Origin of the sequence: Bacteroides sp. D2 (assembly GCF_025147085.1) — a bacterium.
Taxonomy (GTDB): Bacteria; Bacteroidota; Bacteroidia; order Bacteroidales; family Bacteroidaceae; genus Bacteroides.
Genome location: NZ_CP102261.1, coordinates 6,239,966 through 6,258,634 on the forward strand (window position 1 = coordinate 6,239,966; position 18,669 = coordinate 6,258,634).

Sequence of the window (18,669 nt, forward strand, 5' to 3'; positions counted from 1 at the left end):
ATAAACAAATAAGAGAAAGGACAGATTTTATGAAAAAAGTAATACATAAAGCAGATACAAGAGGACATTCCCAGTACGATTGGTTGGATAGTTACCATACTTTTAGTTTTGACGAATACTTCGACTCCAATCGTATCAACTTTGGTGCCCTTCGCGTATTGAATGATGACAAAGTTGCACCCGGAGAAGGTTTTCAGACTCACCCGCATAAGAATATGGAAATCATCTCCATCCCTCTGAAAGGACATCTGCAACATGGAGACAGCAAGAAGAACAGCCGCATCATTACTGTTGGAGAAATTCAGACAATGAGTGCCGGAACGGGAATCTTCCACAGTGAAGTGAATGCAAGCCCTGTAGAACCGGTAGAATTCCTGCAAATCTGGATTATGCCAAGAGAACGGAACACCCGTCCCGTTTATCAGGATTTCAGTATCACAGAGTTGGAACGTCCGAATGAACTGGCAGTCATCGTATCTCCCGACGGCAGTACACCTGCTTCCCTTTTGCAAGACACCTGGTTCTCAATCGGTAAAGTAGAAGCCGGAAAGAAACTGGGTTATCACATGCATCAAAGTCATGCAGGCGTCTATATTTTCCTCATTGAAGGAGAAATTGTAGTAGATGGCGAAGTGTTGAAACGCCGGGACGGTATGGGTGTTTACGATACCAACAGTTTCGAACTGGAGACACTGAAAGATTCACATATTCTATTAATAGAAGTACCTATGTGATTCCATCATTAGAAATTAAGAACTAAAACTGCCAGATAATCTTATGGCGAAATTAAACATAGCAGATATCCGACAGGAATATACGAAAGGCGGGTTGCGGGAAAATGAACTTCCGGGCGACCCGCTTTCGCTTTTCAACCGTTGGCTACAAGAAGCAATTGACGCAGAGGTGGATGAACCAACTGCTGTCATTGTAGGAACCGTATCCCCTGAAGGGAGACCGTCCACGCGTACCGTATTATTAAAAGGGCTCCATGATGGAAAATTTGTCTTCTATACCAATTATGAAAGCCGTAAAGGCAGGCAATTGGCACAAAATCCGTATATCTCCCTCTCTTTTGTGTGGCACGCCCTCGAAAGACAAATACATATAGAGGGAATAGCGACGAAAGTTCCTCCGGAAGAATCGGATGAATATTTCCGGAAACGTCCTTATAAAAGTCGGGTCGGTGCACGAATTTCTCCCCAAAGTCAACCTATAACAAGCCGAATGCAATTAATACGGTCTTTTGTCAGGGAGGCAGCCCGGTGGATCGGAAAAGAAGTGGAGAGGCCCGATAATTGGGGCGGATATGCCGTTACCCCTACAAGGATTGAATTCTGGCAAGGACGCCCCAACCGTCTGCATGACCGTTTTCTATATACCCTGCAACCGGACGGGGAATGGAAAATCAGTCGTCTTGCTCCTTGATTTCGTCGATTTTTCTTGGCAACTCCAACTAGAATACGTAATATTGCAATTATAAAATAGTCAGCTTATGACACTGGATTATATTTATCACAGCGGTTTCGCCATCGAAATGGAAGGTGTAACCGTTATCATCGATTACTACAAAGATTCTTCCGAAACGGAACATAACCGGGGAATCGTACATGATTATCTCCTGCAAAGGCCGGGTAAACTATATGTATTGGCCACCCATTTCCATCCCGACCACTTTAACCGTGAGATATTGACCTGGAAAGAACAACGCCCCGACATTCAATATATTTTCTCCAAAGATATCTTGAAATCCCATCGTGCCAAAGCCGAAGATGCTTTCTATATTAAAAAAGGAGAAACATACGAAGACGAGACAATTCGTATCGATGCTTTCGGCTCAACGGATGTCGGCAGTTCGTTCCTGCTTCACCTGCAAGATTGGAGTATTTTCCATGCCGGCGACTTGAACAACTGGCATTGGAGTGAGGAATCTACTGAAGAAGAGATCCGAAAAGCCAATGGTGATTTCCTTGCAGAAGTTAAATATTTAAAAGAAAAAGCGCCAAACATCGATTTAGTACTATTCCCGGTGGATCGGAGAATGGGAAAAGATTACATGAAAGGGGCAAAACAGTTCATCGAACAAATAAAAACTACTATATTTGTGCCCATGCACTTCAGTGAAGATTATGAGGGGGGGAATGCGCTTTGTAGTTTTGCTGAAAATGCCGGATGCCGTTTTATCAGCATCACCCATCGGGGCGAAAGTTTTGAGATTACCAAATAAACACATGATAATTATGAATAAATTTACGATTCTGTTTCTTACCCTGTTCCTTGCATTGCCGATGGCGATGAAGGCAGATTCTGCAAAAGAGAAGAAAGATGACACCAGGTACCTTGTAGGAGCTGTTCCTGAAGTAGATGGTAAAGTAGTATTTTCCAAAGAGTTCCAGATTCCCGGAATGAGTCAGGCACAAATCTACGACACAATGACAAAGTGGATGAACGAACGTCTGAAAGAAAATAAAAATATTGATAGCCGCATTGTTTTCTCTGACGAAGCAAAGGGAACAATTGCCGGTGTTGGAGAAGAATGGATTGTTTTCAGTTCCAGTGCTCTGTCATTAGACCGTACACTGGTCAACTATCAGATTACCGTTACCTGTAAACCCGGCAACTGCCTAGTAGAGCTTGAGAAAATCCGTTTCACTTATCGCGAAACAGAGAAATACAAAGCGGAAGAATGGATTACTGATAAATATGCGCTCAATAAAGCAAAGACCAAATTAGTGCGCGGCCTGGCTAAATGGCGTAGAAAAACTGTAGACTTCGCAGATGATATGTTTATGGATGTAGCAGTAGCTTTCGGAGCACCTGATACTCGTCCGAAGACAGAGAAAAAGAAGAAAGAAGAAGAGCAACAAACTCCATCAATCGTTGCAGCCGCAGGCCCGATTATCATTGGTGGCACAGATAAAAAGACTGATATTAAAGTGACGACCGCCGAACCCGTTCAAACTACAGTTCCTGCTGCGACTCTCACTCCTGCTACTCCAGTAGGCAAAGCTTCCACAGATATGCCGGGTTATACAGAAATTGATTTGAAACAAATTCCGGGCGAAGTATATGCCTTAATGGGAAGTGGTAAATTAGTAATCAGTATTGGAAAAGATGAGTTCAACATGACCAATATGACTGCAAATGCAGGTGGTGCATTAGGTTATCAATCAGGAAAAGCTGTTGCGTATTGCACACTTTCACCCGACCAACCTTATGAGGCAATAGAAAAGGCAGACAGCTATACACTGAAATTGTATGCCCCGAACCAGACAACTCCTTCAGCTGTTATCGAATGTAAGAAAATGCCTTCACAGACAACTCCGCAAGCCGGACAACCCCGTACCTATGTTGGAGAAATTGTGAAACTCTTAATGAAAAAATAAGGAAAATTGCAACAATGGAAATAAAAAGTAAATTTGACCATTTTAATATCAACGTTACAAATCTGGAGCGGAGTATCGCTTTTTATGAGAAAGCACTCGGCTTAAAAGAACATCATCGGAAAGAAGCATCCGACGGTTCATTCACACTAGTTTACCTGACAGATAATGAAACAGGTTTCCTATTGGAATTGACATGGCTCAAAGATCATACTGCTCCATACGAACTGGGGGAAAACGAAAGTCACCTATGTTTTCGTGTAGCCGGTGATTACGATGCAATCAGGGCCTATCACAAAGAAATGAATTGTGTATGTTTTGAGAACACTGCCATGGGGCTTTATTTCATTAATGACCCGGATGATTACTGGATTGAAATACTCCCACAGAAGTGATTTTATATAAAAAGTGGGGGCAGGATAATTATCCTGCCCCCACTTTTTATGTAGAATATATGATCTATCAAACACATAGTATATATACCTAAAACAACAAATACTATAAATATGTATCCGAAAATAAACACCACCTTGCCAGTTGCTTAATCAGAAAAAAGCCACTCCTCAATGACTAAAAGGCAACCGGATTGATGATCCGTTTATTGCTACAGCCTTTATTTTTTATGTCGGCTAGCTCTTTTCTTCCGGATATCTGCTTTCATCTTCGCTGCACCCGAACCATGTTGTCCACGAATATACGTCGCTTTTTTCGCTTTCGTTTTCACCTTTTCCTCTTCTTTGGGCTTATCTTTCTTACCTTTAAAAACGATGCCACCCATGATTGCTTCTTCTATACTCATATAATCATTTATTAGTATTCAACATTTCCGATGGCAAAGATAACCCTTTTCTACGGATTTATTTATCTTTGCAAAGTTAACAATCGTAACCACCAATGGCAATAACAATTCTTTCTGCAGAAAAGGACCCGATGGGAGCCGCTATTTCTGACTATTTCAACCATCATAGAGCTGATCGTTTGCGGGTATTTTCTTCTCAATTCGAAGAAGATGAAATTCCCGTCAAAGAACTGTTTCGTCGTATACAGTCTATGCCTGTACTAGAGCGCACCGCCCTGCAAATGGCTACTGGACGGATTTTGGATGTAGGTGCCGGAAGTGGTTGCCATGCGCTCGCACTTCAGGAAATGGGAAAAGACGTATGCGCCATTGATATTTCTCCTTTATCTGTCGAAGTAATGAAACAACGTGGAGTGAACGATCCTCGTCTCATCAACCTTTTTGATGAAACATTTTCCGAAACATTCGATACGATCCTAATGCTCATGAATGGTTCCGGAATCATCGGACGGCTGAATAATATGCCCGAATTTTTCCAACGGATGAAACGTATTCTCCGCCCCGGTGGATGCATATTTATGGATTCCAGTGATTTGCGTTATCTTTTTGAAGAGGAAGACGGTAGCATAGTCATCGATCTGGCCGGAGATTACTACGGAGAGATCGACTTCCAAATGCAATATAAAGATGTAAAAGGAGACACATTCGACTGGTTATATGTAGATTTCCAGACTCTTAGCTTATATGCTTCCGAATGTGGTTTTAAGGCAGAATTGATAAAAGAAGGAAAGCATTACGATTACCTGGTCAAACTTAGCATTGCTTGAAAATGCATCATCATATAGTGACGGTATGTACTCCGGATAGCGTCACTATATAACCAAAATAGTAACGCCATCACATCAGGATAGCGTTACTATTTTTATATACTCATATATGTTCCGTTGGAAACATCTGATGAAGGTTCTCTTTTATTTCAGCATTTCATTAATTGCCTGCACAAGAGAAGCAAACTCTTCCTCATTATATAAACGAGTCAGCTTTACAATTTTTCCTTCCTTATCAATCAACACGTTTCTCGTTATTCCGGATTCACGTAATGCATATTTCGCAAAGATATCAGCTCCCGGATCCAGTCCTAACGGATAAGTGACTCCGGTAGATTTTGCAAAAGCCAGTACTTTGTCAAGCGGTTCGTCACGGTCAATGCCAATCAGAGCAAAGTCTGCATTATTTTTATGCTTCAACCAAATATCCTTCTCGATAAACGGCATTTCTTTACGGCAAACTCCACACCAGCTTGCAGTGAACTGCAACATGACAACTTTACCACGAAGGGAAGATAAACTCACTTGCTTCCCATCTGTCAAGGTAATTGTGAAATCCGGAGCCATCTCTCCTACCCGAACAATATATCCTGTACTATCTGCCTGAACTGATTTTGCATCCGCAGTTACTTCTACACTATCTGTTGCAACTTCAACATTCGCCGTTCCTTTCTTCTGTCCGGAACAAGCCCATATACCTATGGCTAAAAGCGCCACACTACATACATTCATAATTTTCATTTTCATCTAATCATTGGTAACTTTGCAAATATAAAAAAAGTATGCGATGTATTTGCATTTTTAAAAGAAATTCATACCTTTGCACCCGCAAAAGAAAAACGCCTCTTTAGCTCAGTTGGCCAGAGCACGTGATTTGTAATCTCGGGGTCGTTGGTTCGAATCCGACAAGAGGCTCTCCAGAATGAATGCTGTTTATCACATCAGATAAGCAGCATTTTTTATTAATATCTTCTTTAAGATTTTTGCTTACGAAATACTACCATACCCACAGCCAACAAAATCAAAAGAATTCCAATAACACTATTCAGGGTAAACAGTTCTTTAAAAACAAAGACACCGATCACAACGGCTGTCAGTGGTTCCATCGCACCTAAAATAGAAGTCAGTGTAGGTCCCGCATACTTAATTGCCCGTACCAAAGTTATATTGGAAATAGCCGTAGCCGGCAATGCAAGTCCTAAAATAATCAGCCATATATAACCGTCTGTCACCAGATGAAGCCCGAAAGTTGCCATAGCTCCTATCAGATAGAGAACAGCTCCCATCCCCATAACATAACATGTCAGTACAGTGGAATTGATTTGAGCGGCTCGTGTTGTTCGAACCCCAATGATGTATCCTCCGTAAGAAAAGACAGAAATACAAGCCGCCACCAATCCTACTATTGTATCACAACTTTTCGCCTCCAACTCTCCCGATGACAGTAAAGCAGCACCAAACAAAGACATTAAAACAGCAAGCATCACCAAAAGAGATTTCTTTTCATGAAAGAAAAACATCATTGCCAATGATACAGCCAACGGATACATAAAATGAATAGTCGATGCTACCCCCGTGGCTATATTCTGATAGGCAATGAGCAAACTGAATGAGGTGGTTGCCCGCAACAAACTTAATAAAAAAAACGACTAACAAATCTTTCTTTGCCAGCCGGAAATTACATCCCGAACACCATCCAAACAGTGTCAATACAATAGCAGCCACTCCCCAACGATAAGAAAGCACCTCGAAAGCCGAAAAACCAGCTAACAACAGAGTTATAGAAAAAAACGGAGCCAGCCCAAAAGTGGAGGAGGATACCGCCGCATAAAGTATACCTTTAATACGATTCATCGATATATTCAACTAATTCCAGATATTCACAATGCAAAGATTATAAATATTTCTTTAATGCCACCATTAATTTCATTTTTTCAAGCGGCTTAACCAGATATTCATTACAGCCGACCTTTATTGCAGCAATCCGGTCAGAATCGAAAGCATGGGCGGTAAGTGCGACGATAGGTAAGCTAGCATTAAACTTACGTATTTCAGCTGTAGCCTTCAATCCATCCAGTACAGGCATTTTCATATCCATCAACAACAAATCGACATGTTGGCTACGCGCTATTTCCACTGCCTTTTGCCCATTCTCCGCATGCAGTAAATCATAATGATCCTTCAGGATAGTAGACACCAGCTGATAATTACTTTGTATATCTTCAGCTATGAGAATTGTTTTCCGACCGGCACTCTTCTCCATCACTTCGTCATTCGCACCAAACTCTCCTCCGGAGATATTCTCTTCTTTCTTCTCTTCTACCATAGAAAGTGTATCGACTTCACAAGGTAAAAATGCCCAAAACAGCGATCCTTCATTGTGTACCGATTCAAAGCCGACTTTACCTCCCATAGCTTCTGCAATTGCCTTGCAAATAGAAAGTCCAAGTCCGGTACCTTGGGCAAACTCATCAAGTTTCTCAAAACGCTGGAATACTTTTCCTTTTTTATCATCAGCTATACCAATACCGGTATCTTTCACATAAAAATAGACGCCTCCATCCTTACATGCATATCCCATTTTAATAGAACCTTTTGAAGTATATTTGATAGCATTAGTGACATAATTCGTTATAATTTGTGCCACGCGATTACGGTCCAGAGTTACCTGACAACAGTGATAAGGATTGATTTCAGTTAACACGATATCCGGATTCTTCAGGCGCTGCTTCATGGAAGTAAACATGTTTTCAAAATGTTCGGATAAGTCGAACGGTTCGTATTTCAGTTCTACCGAACCGGCTTCCAGCTTGGATAAATCAAGTATATCATTTATCAGTTTTAGCAATAACTCATTATTACTATTAATAATCTGGATATAGTCCGCCTTTTCTTCTTCTCCGGCATAAGCCATCAACTCCGAAAAACCTACAATAGCATTCAAGGGAGTACGGATTTCATGACTCATATTCGCCAGGAACGCAGATTTCAATTTATCAGACTGCTCTGCCTGATGTTTGGCTTCCTGCAATTCCTTAATCATTTTTTCACGCTCCGTTACATCATCCACGCGAATTACAACACCATCCACAGATCCATCTTCAAGAACTACGGGAGTGGCAAACACTTCAACGGTATGCGCACTGTCCAACGAAAACTTCATCTGTTCCGTCTGTAATGAAACAAAAGCACGTTGCATCACACAATTTTCACAGGGAGAAGTACGATTATATGTACTTTTATAGCAAAGTTCACCTTTTTTGTAGGCTTCAAAAGAAAGACTTTTTGAACATAACGAAATATTTTCCCATTGAACCATATATTCCTTCGTGATGTAGGCCAACCCTGAATTCGTATTGTTAAGAACCAGTTCATTCTGTCGTACCAAAGCGTCCTGTATTTCTTTATTCTTTAGTAAGGTCAATTCAGTCTGCTTATAGGAATCGATATTTTGCGTCATACCGAACAAATACTTATAAGGAGCATCGTTCAAAGTTGTGGTTTCAACAAGGCCACGCGTTTCCCACCATTGATACATGCCATCTCCTTTAAAGTCAATGCGATATTCCACATCCCATACACCGCTTCCTAGTTCTACCGCCTTTTGCAAAGTTTCAGCAAACTTTTGTCGGTCATCAGGATGTACGAGAGTCAGATATTTCTCGACCGAATTAATTTCTGATGCCTTCTTCCCATTTTTATCAAAACCTTCACCGAAACTCACCCTGTTCTTAGCCGGCTCAAAAAACCAGGTGAAGGCATTCATCGCTTCCATAGTGACAGTTAACAGCTGTGCACGACGCTTCAGTTCATTTTGTAAACTCTGATCCCAGCGGGTATTTAACAGAAAGCGTTTGCCATCATCTTCAATTATACTTTTGCGAACAATAGTATCATAGCTGCGTCCATCCTTCAGTATAATACGTTCCATGCCGAAATAAGGGTTCCCAGTATTGTATACCTCTAAATCAGTCTTCTGAATACGCTCTACTTCTTCTTCACTCAGCACATCATAAGTAGTTTTATCTTCGCTGGTACCAAACATGAGCTTACTCTCTTCATTGCAAAAAACATAGCGGAAATCATTCTCTACATCTTTGATATGAACAGATAACGGAAGATTATTTAATATATTATAGAAGAACTGCTCCTTTTTCTGCACCTCCGTATTATTCTTTCGGGTACCAACATATTTCAATACCTTCTTATTAGAATCAAATTCATAAGGAGCACCGCTTATCGTACAAAATTGCCAGGTTGAGCTATCCGGTAACATAACCCTGCTATCAAAAGAAAAAGAAAAATCTTCCCCATTGCTCATTCTTTCCATTACTTCAGTAACCTGACTACGGTCATCCGGATGCAAAGTCTCCAGATATAGTGCCATACTAACTGGCTTAGACTGATCGTATCCATTCAGCGGTTCATTATCACTATAAAATAATTTGGGCACTGCATCAAATTCCCAAAACATGATGTTGGCTGCCTTCATAGCAAGCTCCGTTTTCCGGCGACTTTGACGGAGTACCTCTTCACTTTTCACCGTTTCTGTAATATCTTCAAAGATAAAAATGTAATTAACAAACTTGCCATCATTATCATAAAGAGGATTACCATTACATTTCAAATAGCAGGTCCGGGTACGCGTAGAGAAAAAACGTTTATCGGTTCTCTGTTTATCGAAATCATACAAAAAACTCATCTGTACCGGAACACAACGACGAACTGCTTCCTTCACCACGTCAGGAACCACAGAATTTTCATTTATGTTGAGTTTATTACCAAGAAGCGTTTGCGAGTCAGCGCCAAAAATTCGGCAGAAGCTTTCATTGCATCTTACCAGAGTGCCATCGGCTGTGAAGAAACCTATTCCAACAGGAAGTGAATTAAATACAGTTAGTAATTGTTTGTGTTCCATTTCTTTATCCTTGAATAACTTAGAAATAAATATTTTATCTCCGCACTATGCAAATATATACACTTTTACGATTATAATATGATTTTATAGCGAACATATTATTGCCAGGTTATAACATACAATAAGGGGCTATCCACGATATTGTGAATAACCCCTATCTCAAATGACATCCCATATATTATCATTTTAAAAAGTACATTTTAATACTCCTCAATGACTGTATTTCCAAAAATATCCTTTTTAATAATTTTCCCATGACCGTTACCATATTCAATTATTTCGTTTCCAAAAATATCTTTTTTAATAGTTGTTCTATTCCCCTTATCATCCTCGATAATAGTATTCCCAAAGATATCTTTTGTAATCGTCTTTCTATTACCTTTGTCATCGCGAATAATAGTATTTCCCAGAATATCTTTCTCTATAGTTTTTCTATTACCCTTATCGTCCCGGATAATGGTATTTCCTAGAATATCTTCTTCAATAGTCTTTCTATTACCTTTATCATCACGAACAATGAAATTTCCTAAAATATCCTCTTCGATAGTCGTTCTATTGCCTCTATCATCACGGATAATGATGTTCCCCAAAATATCCTTTTCAATAGTCTTTCTATTGCCTTTATCATCACGAATGATGATATTCCCTAAGATATCCTTTTCAATAGTCTTTCTATTACCATTATCATCACGGATAATGATATTACCTAAAATATCCTTTTCAACAGTCTCTCTCCCTTGGTCAACTCCCGAATACTCATAATTATCTTCAACAAGATTTGCACCATAGCCCTTTATTATATAAGGAGCCAAAATAAACTGGGCAACAAACAGGATAAATAAAATCTTTTTCATGGCGTTTTTCTTTTGGTTTAGAACAAAAGTAACGCAGGAAAATCAGAATTAATAAGTGAATTCCATAATTGTCAGTAGGGAAAAACCTAAAATAAAAAGGATTAGCGCATGCAGTAACGGTATATCCATAATATACTACCTAATTGGTCCCCAGAATGGTCCCCCCAAAAAGAAATTCCTTGAAAGTACTTGACTTTCAAGGAATTCAAAGTGTTACTTGAGGTTCCTGGCGGATTCGAACCGCCGTACACGGTTTTGCAGACCGCTGACTAAGCCACTCATCCAAGGAACCATTATTTCTCGTTTGCGGTTGCAAAGGTAGTACAAATTTTGAAACTACCAACTATCCGCAGCAATTTTTCTTTGTACTTTTTTTCTTTACATCGCACTCTCCGCGTTTCTTATCCATCATATCCTTTAGTTCACAGCCACTTACACAGCTGTCACAAGGATTCTGATTTTCTCGCGTACGACGAAAAAAACGAAATATTCCATATATGACGCGGGCAATGCAGAGTACAACCAGTACTCCGACTACCCAATCTTGCCAATTATTCATACAAACAATCCTCCAATCTGATAAACAGCAAATGATACAAGCCAAGCCAATCCCGTTGTGTAACAAGCAGCAAAAAGCGCCCATTTCCAACTACCCGATTCCTGTTTTATAGCCGCTATCGCCGCAATACACGGGAAGTAAATCAATACAAACAACATATAACAGAAAGCAACCAATGGAGTAATCGGAATTCGTTCTGCCAAACTTACTGAATCAGCATCCGGATCATCTGCATATAAGACACCTAATGTACTTACTACCAATTCTTTCGCTCCCACACCGGAAAGCAAGCCAATACCTAGTTTCCAATCAAATCCCAGTGGTTTTATAACTGGCTCTATACCACGTCCCAACTGGCCGATATAAGAATTTTCCTGCTGCTCGGCAACTGTTTCATAAGCATCATGATTCGGATAATACCCCAAGAACCAGATTATAATAGAAGCAATCATAATAATGCCTCCCATCTTTTTCAAATACTGCGCTCCCTTTTCCCATGTGTGACGGAAGATCGATTTTGCTGTCGGCATCCGGTAAGGTGGAAGTTCCATCACAAATGGAGTATCATCACCCTTCACCAGAAACTTGCTAAACAAGCGGGCCATTACCACAGCCAGTACAATACCAATCACATAAATACTTAACAACACCAGACTTGCATTGTTCGGGAAGAAAGCACCCACCAACAATAAATAAATTGGCAGACGCGCACTGCAAGACATCAAAGGATTTACCAACATTGTAATAAGACGGCTCTTCCGGTTCTCAATAGTACGGGAAGCTATAATAGCAGGTACATTGCATCCAAATCCCATAATCAAAGGAATGAATGATTTTCCGTGCAATCCCATTTTATGCATGATTTTATCCATGATAAAAGCTGCACGAGCCATATAACCCGAATCTTCCATAAGAGAAATGCAGAAATACAAAATCAAGATATTCGGCAAAAAGACAATAACCGCTCCTACCCCACCAATAATTCCATCAATCAGCAAATCTTTAAATGGACCTTCCGCCATATTATTGCGTAACAAGTCACCAATCTGCTCGACAAGCCATTCAATCCCCATCATCGGATATTCTCCAATGACAAACGTACCCTCAAACATCAGATACATAAAAAGGAAGAAAATAGGAAATCCCCAGACACGGTGAGTTACGATCGAATCCAGCACTTTTGTTGTCTGCGCCTGCTCCAAGTGATTATCTGTGAATGTCTCCTTCAGTGCACCACTGATAAATCCATATTTAGCATCCGTAATAGCCGATTCACAATCCTCATTCATTGTGTCCTGAACACGCTTCGACATCTTATCACGGACATGGAATATCTCATCCGCATTTGGTAATGTCCGCACAATGCGCTCAATGTCAGGATCATTCTCCAACAATTTAATGGATAGGAAACGGGTAGAATATTTATGACGGATAAATTCGTTTTTGGACACTTCACTTTTTACAGCTTCAATCGCTTTTTCGATATCAGGACCATGATTGATATGAATATGCCGGAAGACACGCCCCGTCTTTTTATGTTCACGTACATAATCTTCCAAATGCTCTTCCTCGTGGTTCTTACGATCTTCCAGAGAATCATGCCATTCGGTCAAATCCTTAAGAACTTCCGGATTCATATTTCCCTGTTTATCAAAGAAGTCTACTCCTTCATACAGATTGATAACAACATGAAACAAGGTATCCAATCCACGATTTTTCTTACTGACAGTAGGCAACATCGGCACCCCGAACAACTTACTCAACAGATGATAATCCAATGTATTTCCACTGGCTTCCAACTCATCATAAATATTCAGAGCTACCACCATGCGGACATTCATATCTATCAATTGAGTAGTCAGATATAAGTTTCGCTCCAGATTAGAGGAATCGACTACATTAATAATCACGTCCGGAGTTTCATCGATAATATGACGACGCACATAGATTTCTTCCGGCGTATAAGCAGACAAAGAATAAGTTCCCGGCAAATCGACAATACGGAAATGATAGCCTTCGAAATCAAAATAACCTTCTTTGGCATCCACGGTTACGCCGCTGTAGTTTCCAACATGCTCATGAGCACCGGATGCAAGATTAAATAAAGAAGTCTTGCCACTGTTCGGGTTTCCGACCAAAGCAACATTAATGGTACGGCGTTTACCTAACGCCAACCGTTTCATATCTTCTTCTTTTACTGAAAGGTCTTCAGGCAATCCTTCATGATAAACGGTCTTCTCGGCCAGTTTCTTTGCTTCCTCTTCGCTGATAACTTCGATCATTTCAGCTTCCTGACGACGAAGAGAAATTTCATAACCTAAAACTTTATATTTTATGGGATCTTTTAGCGGAGCATTCAACAGCACTTCAACCGTTTTACCTTTAATGAAGCCCATCTCCACAATACGTTTACGAAAACCACCGTGCCCCAATACCTTTACAATAACACCTTTTTCTCCTGTTTTTAATTCGGACAAACGCATAACTCTCAAAATTTTTGGCAAAGATAATTCATAACTTCGGAGCATGCAAATTATTTAGAATGTTTTTAAATAACAGTTTTTTTCATCCTCTAAAAGATTCAGAAAAAATAAAAAAACTTATTGATAAACTCGTATCTTTGCAGGTATGATACAACAACGCGTTACAAAATATATAGAAAAGGAACATTTATTCTCACCGGATGATAAAATCCTGGTCGCATTGAGTGGTGGTGCCGACTCGGTGGCATTACTATATATTCTGCATACAGCAGGCTATCATTGCGAAGCCGCACATTGTAATTTCCACCTGCGAGGCAAAGAGTCAGACCGGGACGAGTTATTTGTCCGCCAACTTTGCGAAAGAATGGAAATCCATTTACATACCATTGATTTCAACACGACCCAATATGCAACGGAAAAACATATTTCGATTGAAATGGCCGCACGGGAACTCCGCTACCAATGGTTCGAGAAAATTAGAAAAGAATGTCAGGCAGATGTTGTCGCTGTGGCCCATCACCAGGATGATAGCATAGAAACTATACTACTTAACCTGATTCGGGGAACAGGAATTACCGGTCTGTTAGGAATCCGCCCCCGTAATGGAACCATCGTACGCCCTCTGCTTTGTATCAACCGGGAAGAGATAATTCGTTACCTGCAAAACATCGGACAAGATTATGTGACAGACAGCACCAATCTGGAAGACGAATATACCCGTAATAAAATCCGACTCAACCTCCTTCCCCTCATGCAGGAAATTAATCCGTCAGTCAAAAACACTCTGATAGATACGAGTAATTATCTGAATGATGTAGCCACTATATATAATAAATGTATAGAGGAAACTAAAAAGAAAATCATTACAGCAGAAGGTATCCGAATCAGTGATTTAGTAAAGGAACCGGCACCCGAAGCCATCTTATTCGAAGTCCTGCATCCTCTAGGATTCAATTCCGCACAAATCAAAGATATCACCCATTCGCTTCATAGCCAACCGGGCAAGCAATTCTGTAGCAAAGAATGGAGAGTGATAAAAGACAGAGAATTCCTATTAATAGAAACAGCTGAATCTGAAAATGAGACTCTTCCTCCTTTTCAAATTATCAAAGAAGAAAAAGAATACACCCCGGATTTTCTCATTCCACGTGAAAAGGAAATTGCCTGTTTTGATGCCGACAAACTGAATGGAGAAATTCATTACCGGAAATGGCAGCCGGGAGACACTTTTATTCCTTTTGGAATGAAAGGAAAGAAAAAAATAAGCGATTATCTGACCGACCGTAAATTTTCTATCAGCCAAAAAGAACGCCAATGGGTACTCTGCTGTGGAGAACACATCGCATGGCTGATAGGCGAACGAACAGACAACCGCTTTCGTATTGATGAAACGACTAAGCGCGTCGTGATTTACAAAATAGTCTGAGGCAACTTCTGTTTCTTGAAACAATCTGATAACAAAGCTGCAAAAGGAGTTTCATACACCCTTGCTTTCCTAACGCAAGCTTTTACACAAGCGCAACATTTGATACATTTAGCCTCATCCGTATGTAGCTCATCCCCTTTCGTTATAGCCCCTGCCGGACAACGGACCACACATAACCCGCAATGGGTACACAAATCCTCATCTTCCACCCAAGGAACGCGGGGAAGCGGTGTACCACTTTTACGTAACTTGATGACTTTCCTCAAAAAACGGAACAAAGGAAAGAATGGCTGACTCGGACGTTTGATAGCACGTACATCCACCGGATAAAGGGTATCCATACTATCAGCTGTCTGTATTTTTTCCATGATTTTCTTCCCAAACTCCGCAGCAAAAGCTAAATCCGATTCATCTGGACGTCCCACTGCAATCGGGTATTTGTCGGTACTATATGAATGTTCTCCAATAAAAGTTGCCCCGGCAATTACTTTAAATCCATGAGGAATAGCAAAAGCATCCAATTCCATTAAAGCTTTTTCATAAGCGCGATTTCCGTAAACCACTACCAAAACGGTAGAAGTATCCACTCCACGGATATACTGTAAACGTTCCATTGCCAAAGGAGCGACATGTCCTCCATACACAGGCACTACAATAATAGCCAAAGAAGATGTAGGAATCACAATTTCATCCGCAATCTGCTGCGTCACATTAATAGGAAAAATATTTTTTATGCCCGTCCCGTGAACAATCGCCTCCGCAACTTGTTTAGATGTGTGTGTAGGCGAAAAATAAATTAAATGAGCTTCATTTACTGTCATACTATTTTCTTTTATGTAGCAAAGATACACTTTTACGTGGAAAAAAATGTTTGATTGTTCATGAAACCAAAAAAAATTATTATCTTTGCCCCGTTGAAACATTCTACGATTCAACATATACATCCCTAATTCAGAATAAAAAACAAAACGTATGCTCGCATATCTGTAGCCATGAGCTGTAGTAATGCTGTCCATAATTCAGCAAAAAAAAGAAATATTAATAACTTACCATACTATATGTATAACATTATCCAATTAAACGACAAAAATCTGTCGGAACTTCAAGTTATTGCCAAAGAGTTAGGCATAAAAAAAGCAGACTCATACAAAAAAGAAGACCTTGTTTATAAAATACTCGATGAACAGGCCATTGTAGGAGCTACAAAGAAAGTTGCCGCAGATAAGCTAAAAGAAGAACGCAAAAATGAAGAACAAAAGAAAAAGCGTTCACGGGTAGCTCCTACCAAAAAAGAAGACAAAGTGGTTTCCGCAACAAAGAGTGAAGAGGCTAACAAGACAAAAGAGACCGCTCCTGTAAAAGCTGCACCACAACCTTCCAAGAAAGAAGAAAGTACAAACAAAGAAAAAGAAACTGTTGTTGTAGAAGCTAAAGCGGAAAACACTGCTACTCCCAAGCGTAAAGTAGGCCGTCCTCGTAAGAGCTCTGATGCAGAAGAGAAAAAAGAAGTAGAAAATGCAAAACCGGCAGCACCCAAAGTAGTGGAACCTAAACCTGTTGTTGCAGAGAAAGCTACTGGTGCTACGGAAAAGCCAGCTCCGGTACAACAGCAAACAGCTGAGAAGAAAGCAAAAAACAAACCAGCTGCAGAAGCAAATAAACCTGTTGCAGAAACAAATAAACCGGCTACTGAACCTAACAAACCTGTTGTAGAGAAAAAGGTAATAGATAAACCACAAAAGAAAGCTACACCCGTTATCGACGAGGAAAGTAATATCTTATCCAGCGTTGACGACGATGATTTTATTCCAATCGAAGATCTGCCTTCTGAAAAAATAGAGCTTCCTACCGAATTATTCGGAAAATTCGAAGCTACTAAAACAGAATCAGCACAGACAGCACCGGAACAGCCATCTCATCCTCAACAGCAACAACAATCTCAACAGCAGCAGTCCCAGCAGCAACGTCCGCGTATTGTTCGCTCACGCGACAATAACAACGGTAATAACAATGCTAACAACAATGGAAATAATGGCAATAACGCCAATAATAATTTCCAGCGTAACAACAATAACCAGAATCAGGTTCAGAACCCAAATCAAAATCAGAATCAGAACCAGAACCAACAACGCTTACCGATGCCACGTGCCGCTCAGCAGAACAATGCGGGTGAAAATCTTCCGGTACAACAGCAGCAGGAACGTAAGGTTATTGAACGCGAAAAGCCTTATGAATTCGACGATATTCTCAACGGAGTAGGTGTTCTGGAAATTATGCAGGATGGATACGGATTCCTCCGTTCTTCCGACTATAACTACCTTTCTTCTCCGGACGATATTTACGTATCACAGTCTCAAATCAAACTATTTGGTCTGAAAACCGGTGATGTAGTAGAAGGAGTTATCCGTCCACCCAAAGAAGGAGAAAAATATTTCCCATTGGTAAAGGTTTCGAAGATCAACGGACGTGATGCAGCTTTCGTTCGCGACCGTGTTCCTTTCGAACATCTGACACCTCTCTTCCCGGATGAAAAGTTTAAACTTTGCAAAGGCGGTTATTCAGACTCTATGTCTGCCCGTGTCGTCGATCTTTTCGCTCCTATCGGTAAAGGCCAGCGTGCATTGATCGTTGCCCAGCCAAAGACAGGTAAGACCATCTTAATGAAAGATATCGCAAACGCTATCGCAGCCAACCACCCGGAAGTTTACATGATTATGCTGCTGATTGACGAACGCCCGGAAGAAGTAACAGACATGGCGCGCAGCGTTAATGCAGAAGTAATTGCTTCTACTTTCGACGAACCGGCAGAACGCCACGTAAAAATTGCAGGTATCGTATTGGAAAAGGCAAAACGTCTGGTAGAATGTGGTCACGACGTAGTTATCTTCCTTGATTCTATCACCCGTCTGGCTCGTGCATACAATACAGTATCTCCTGCATCCGGCAAAGTCCTTTCCGGTGGTGTGGACGCAAATGCACTTCATAAACCTAAACGCTTCTTCGGTGCTGCCCGTAATATTGAAAACGGTGGTTCACTGACCATTATTGCTACCGCATTGATTGATACCGGTTCTAAAATGGACGAAGTTATCTTCGAAGAATTCAAAGGTACAGGTAATATGGAGTTACAGCTCGACCGTAACCTGTCCAACAAACGTATCTTCCCGGCGGTCAACATTACCGCATCCAGCACTCGTCGCGACGACCTGTTGCTTGATAAAACAACCCTTGACCGCATGTGGATATTACGCAAATATCTTGCCGACATGAATCCGATCGAAGCAATGGACTTTGTTAAAGACCGTCTGGAAAAAACCAGAGACAACGACGAATTCCTGATGAGCATGAACAGCTAATCAACAGCAAACTTATAAATGAACGGTGAACAAACTGCGCCATAACAAGTGCAGTTTATTCACCGTT

Annotated in this window: 15 protein-coding genes, 2 tRNA genes and 1 pseudogene; 9 read left to right on the forward strand and 9 right to left on the reverse strand. The window is 40.6% G+C overall.

Annotated features, from left to right (window positions below):
* The first annotated feature begins 29 nt into the window (after positions 1-29).
* From NQ505_RS23660 to NQ505_RS23680, 5 genes are all read left to right on the forward strand, one after another.
* Positions 30-734: a pirin family protein gene (locus NQ505_RS23660; RefSeq protein WP_004300773.1), complete on the forward strand. Its 705-nt coding sequence runs from the start codon at positions 30-32 to the stop codon at positions 732-734.
* Positions 735-777: 43 nt separating this feature from the next.
* Positions 778-1,425: a pyridoxamine 5'-phosphate oxidase gene (gene pdxH / locus NQ505_RS23665; protein ID WP_004300774.1), complete on the forward strand. Its 648-nt coding sequence runs from the start codon at positions 778-780 to the stop codon at positions 1,423-1,425.
* A 67-nt stretch (positions 1,426-1,492) separates the two neighbouring features.
* Positions 1,493-2,224 carry an MBL fold metallo-hydrolase gene (locus NQ505_RS23670; protein WP_008999889.1) on the forward strand — a complete coding sequence of 244 codons (732 nt, stop codon included), beginning with the start codon at positions 1,493-1,495 and terminating at the stop codon, positions 2,222-2,224.
* 13 nt (positions 2,225-2,237) lie between these two features.
* Positions 2,238-3,383: a DUF4468 domain-containing protein gene (locus NQ505_RS23675; protein ID WP_008999888.1), complete on the forward strand. Its 1,146-nt coding sequence runs from the start codon at positions 2,238-2,240 to the stop codon at positions 3,381-3,383.
* Positions 3,384-3,397: 14 nt separating this feature from the next.
* Positions 3,398-3,775 (forward strand): VOC family protein, encoded by a 378-nt coding sequence (locus tag NQ505_RS23680; protein WP_004304308.1) that lies wholly within the window; start codon positions 3,398-3,400, stop codon positions 3,773-3,775.
* Between the two features lie 218 nt (positions 3,776-3,993).
* Here NQ505_RS23680 and NQ505_RS23685 read toward each other — a convergent pair whose 3' ends face one another.
* Positions 3,994-4,179 carry a hypothetical protein gene (locus NQ505_RS23685; RefSeq protein ID WP_004300779.1) on the reverse strand — a complete coding sequence of 62 codons (186 nt, stop codon included), beginning with the start codon at positions 4,177-4,179 and terminating at the stop codon, positions 3,994-3,996.
* Positions 4,180-4,274: 95 nt separating this feature from the next.
* Between NQ505_RS23685 and NQ505_RS23690 the strand changes: the two genes are divergently transcribed.
* The gene (locus NQ505_RS23690; RefSeq protein WP_004326523.1) at positions 4,275-5,006 is read left to right on the forward strand and encodes a class I SAM-dependent methyltransferase; all 732 of its coding nucleotides are present in this window, start codon (positions 4,275-4,277) and stop codon (positions 5,004-5,006) included.
* Between the two features lie 144 nt (positions 5,007-5,150).
* Here NQ505_RS23690 and NQ505_RS23695 read toward each other — a convergent pair whose 3' ends face one another.
* A complete protein-coding gene (locus NQ505_RS23695) occupies positions 5,151-5,753 on the reverse strand; it encodes a TlpA family protein disulfide reductase (RefSeq protein ID WP_004300781.1) in 603 nt (200 codons plus the stop codon).
* Between the two features lie 94 nt (positions 5,754-5,847).
* On the opposite strand from NQ505_RS23695, the gene NQ505_RS23700 reads away from it, so the two are divergent.
* Positions 5,848-5,921, forward strand: a tRNA-Thr gene (locus NQ505_RS23700).
* 59 nt (positions 5,922-5,980) lie between these two features.
* Here NQ505_RS23700 and NQ505_RS23705 read toward each other — a convergent pair.
* From NQ505_RS23705 to feoB, 6 genes and pseudogenes are all read right to left on the reverse strand, one after another.
* Positions 5,981-6,860 (reverse strand): annotated as a pseudogene (locus tag NQ505_RS23705) (DMT family transporter).
* Positions 6,861-6,900: 40 nt separating this feature from the next.
* On the reverse strand, positions 6,901-9,924 hold the full coding sequence (locus NQ505_RS23710) for a PAS domain-containing protein (protein ID WP_008999887.1): 3,024 nt from the start codon (positions 9,922-9,924) through the stop codon (positions 6,901-6,903).
* Positions 9,925-10,124: 200 nt separating this feature from the next.
* Entirely contained in the window at positions 10,125-10,778 is a 654-nt protein-coding gene (locus NQ505_RS23715; RefSeq protein WP_004300785.1) for a hypothetical protein, read from the reverse strand.
* Positions 10,779-10,998: 220 nt separating this feature from the next.
* A tRNA-Cys gene (locus NQ505_RS23720) sits at positions 10,999-11,070 on the reverse strand.
* Positions 11,071-11,121: 51 nt separating this feature from the next.
* Positions 11,122-11,337, reverse strand: coding sequence for a hypothetical protein (locus tag NQ505_RS23725; protein WP_004300786.1), 216 nt, complete (start codon positions 11,335-11,337; stop codon positions 11,122-11,124).
* Positions 11,334-13,820: a ferrous iron transport protein B gene (feoB, locus tag NQ505_RS23730; protein WP_004311369.1), complete on the reverse strand. Its 2,487-nt coding sequence runs from the start codon at positions 13,818-13,820 to the stop codon at positions 11,334-11,336. The genes NQ505_RS23725 and feoB overlap by 4 nt, the downstream gene beginning before the upstream one ends.
* Before the next feature lie 145 nt (positions 13,821-13,965).
* On the opposite strand from feoB, the gene tilS reads away from it, so the two are divergent.
* Positions 13,966-15,246 carry a tRNA lysidine(34) synthetase TilS gene (gene tilS, locus NQ505_RS23735; protein ID WP_008999886.1) on the forward strand — a complete coding sequence of 427 codons (1,281 nt, stop codon included), beginning with the start codon at positions 13,966-13,968 and terminating at the stop codon, positions 15,244-15,246.
* Here the strand turns inward: tilS and NQ505_RS23740 are convergent.
* Entirely contained in the window at positions 15,231-16,067 is an 837-nt protein-coding gene (locus NQ505_RS23740) for a 4Fe-4S binding protein (protein ID WP_032853685.1), read from the reverse strand. The genes tilS and NQ505_RS23740 overlap by 16 nt on opposite strands.
* A 237-nt stretch (positions 16,068-16,304) precedes the next feature.
* Here NQ505_RS23740 and rho point away from each other — a divergent pair, with 237 nt between their 5' ends.
* A complete protein-coding gene (gene rho / locus NQ505_RS23745) occupies positions 16,305-18,602 on the forward strand; it encodes a transcription termination factor Rho (protein WP_008999884.1) in 2,298 nt (765 codons plus the stop codon).
* Positions 18,603-18,669 lie beyond the last annotated feature (67 nt).

Excerpts from the sequence above, each read along its gene's own strand:
- NQ505_RS23690 (WP_004326523.1), top strand. The coding sequence starts at position 4,275 with ATGGCAATAACAATTCTTTCTGCAGAAAAGGACCCGATGGGAGCCGCT.
- NQ505_RS23740 (WP_032853685.1), bottom strand. The coding sequence starts at position 16,067 with ATGACAGTAAATGAAGCTCATTTAATTTATTTTTCGCCTACACACACA.
- rho (WP_008999884.1), top strand. The coding sequence starts at position 16,305 with ATGTATAACATTATCCAATTAAACGACAAAAATCTGTCGGAACTTCAA.
- NQ505_RS23660 (WP_004300773.1), top strand. The coding sequence starts at position 30 with ATGAAAAAAGTAATACATAAAGCAGATACAAGAGGACATTCCCAGTAC.
- tilS (WP_008999886.1), top strand. The coding sequence starts at position 13,966 with ATGATACAACAACGCGTTACAAAATATATAGAAAAGGAACATTTATTC.
- NQ505_RS23695 (WP_004300781.1), bottom strand. The coding sequence starts at position 5,753 with ATGAAAATGAAAATTATGAATGTATGTAGTGTGGCGCTTTTAGCCATA.
- NQ505_RS23710 (WP_008999887.1), bottom strand. The coding sequence starts at position 9,924 with ATGGAACACAAACAATTACTAACTGTATTTAATTCACTTCCTGTTGGA.
- NQ505_RS23670 (WP_008999889.1), top strand. The coding sequence starts at position 1,493 with ATGACACTGGATTATATTTATCACAGCGGTTTCGCCATCGAAATGGAA.
- pdxH (WP_004300774.1), top strand. The coding sequence starts at position 778 with ATGGCGAAATTAAACATAGCAGATATCCGACAGGAATATACGAAAGGC.
- NQ505_RS23725 (WP_004300786.1), bottom strand. The coding sequence starts at position 11,337 with ATGAATAATTGGCAAGATTGGGTAGTCGGAGTACTGGTTGTACTCTGC.
- NQ505_RS23680 (WP_004304308.1), top strand. The coding sequence starts at position 3,398 with ATGGAAATAAAAAGTAAATTTGACCATTTTAATATCAACGTTACAAAT.
- NQ505_RS23675 (WP_008999888.1), top strand. The coding sequence starts at position 2,238 with ATGAATAAATTTACGATTCTGTTTCTTACCCTGTTCCTTGCATTGCCG.
- feoB (WP_004311369.1), bottom strand. The coding sequence starts at position 13,820 with ATGCGTTTGTCCGAATTAAAAACAGGAGAAAAAGGTGTTATTGTAAAG.
- NQ505_RS23715 (WP_004300785.1), bottom strand. The coding sequence starts at position 10,778 with ATGAAAAAGATTTTATTTATCCTGTTTGTTGCCCAGTTTATTTTGGCT.
- NQ505_RS23685 (WP_004300779.1), bottom strand. The coding sequence starts at position 4,179 with ATGAGTATAGAAGAAGCAATCATGGGTGGCATCGTTTTTAAAGGTAAG.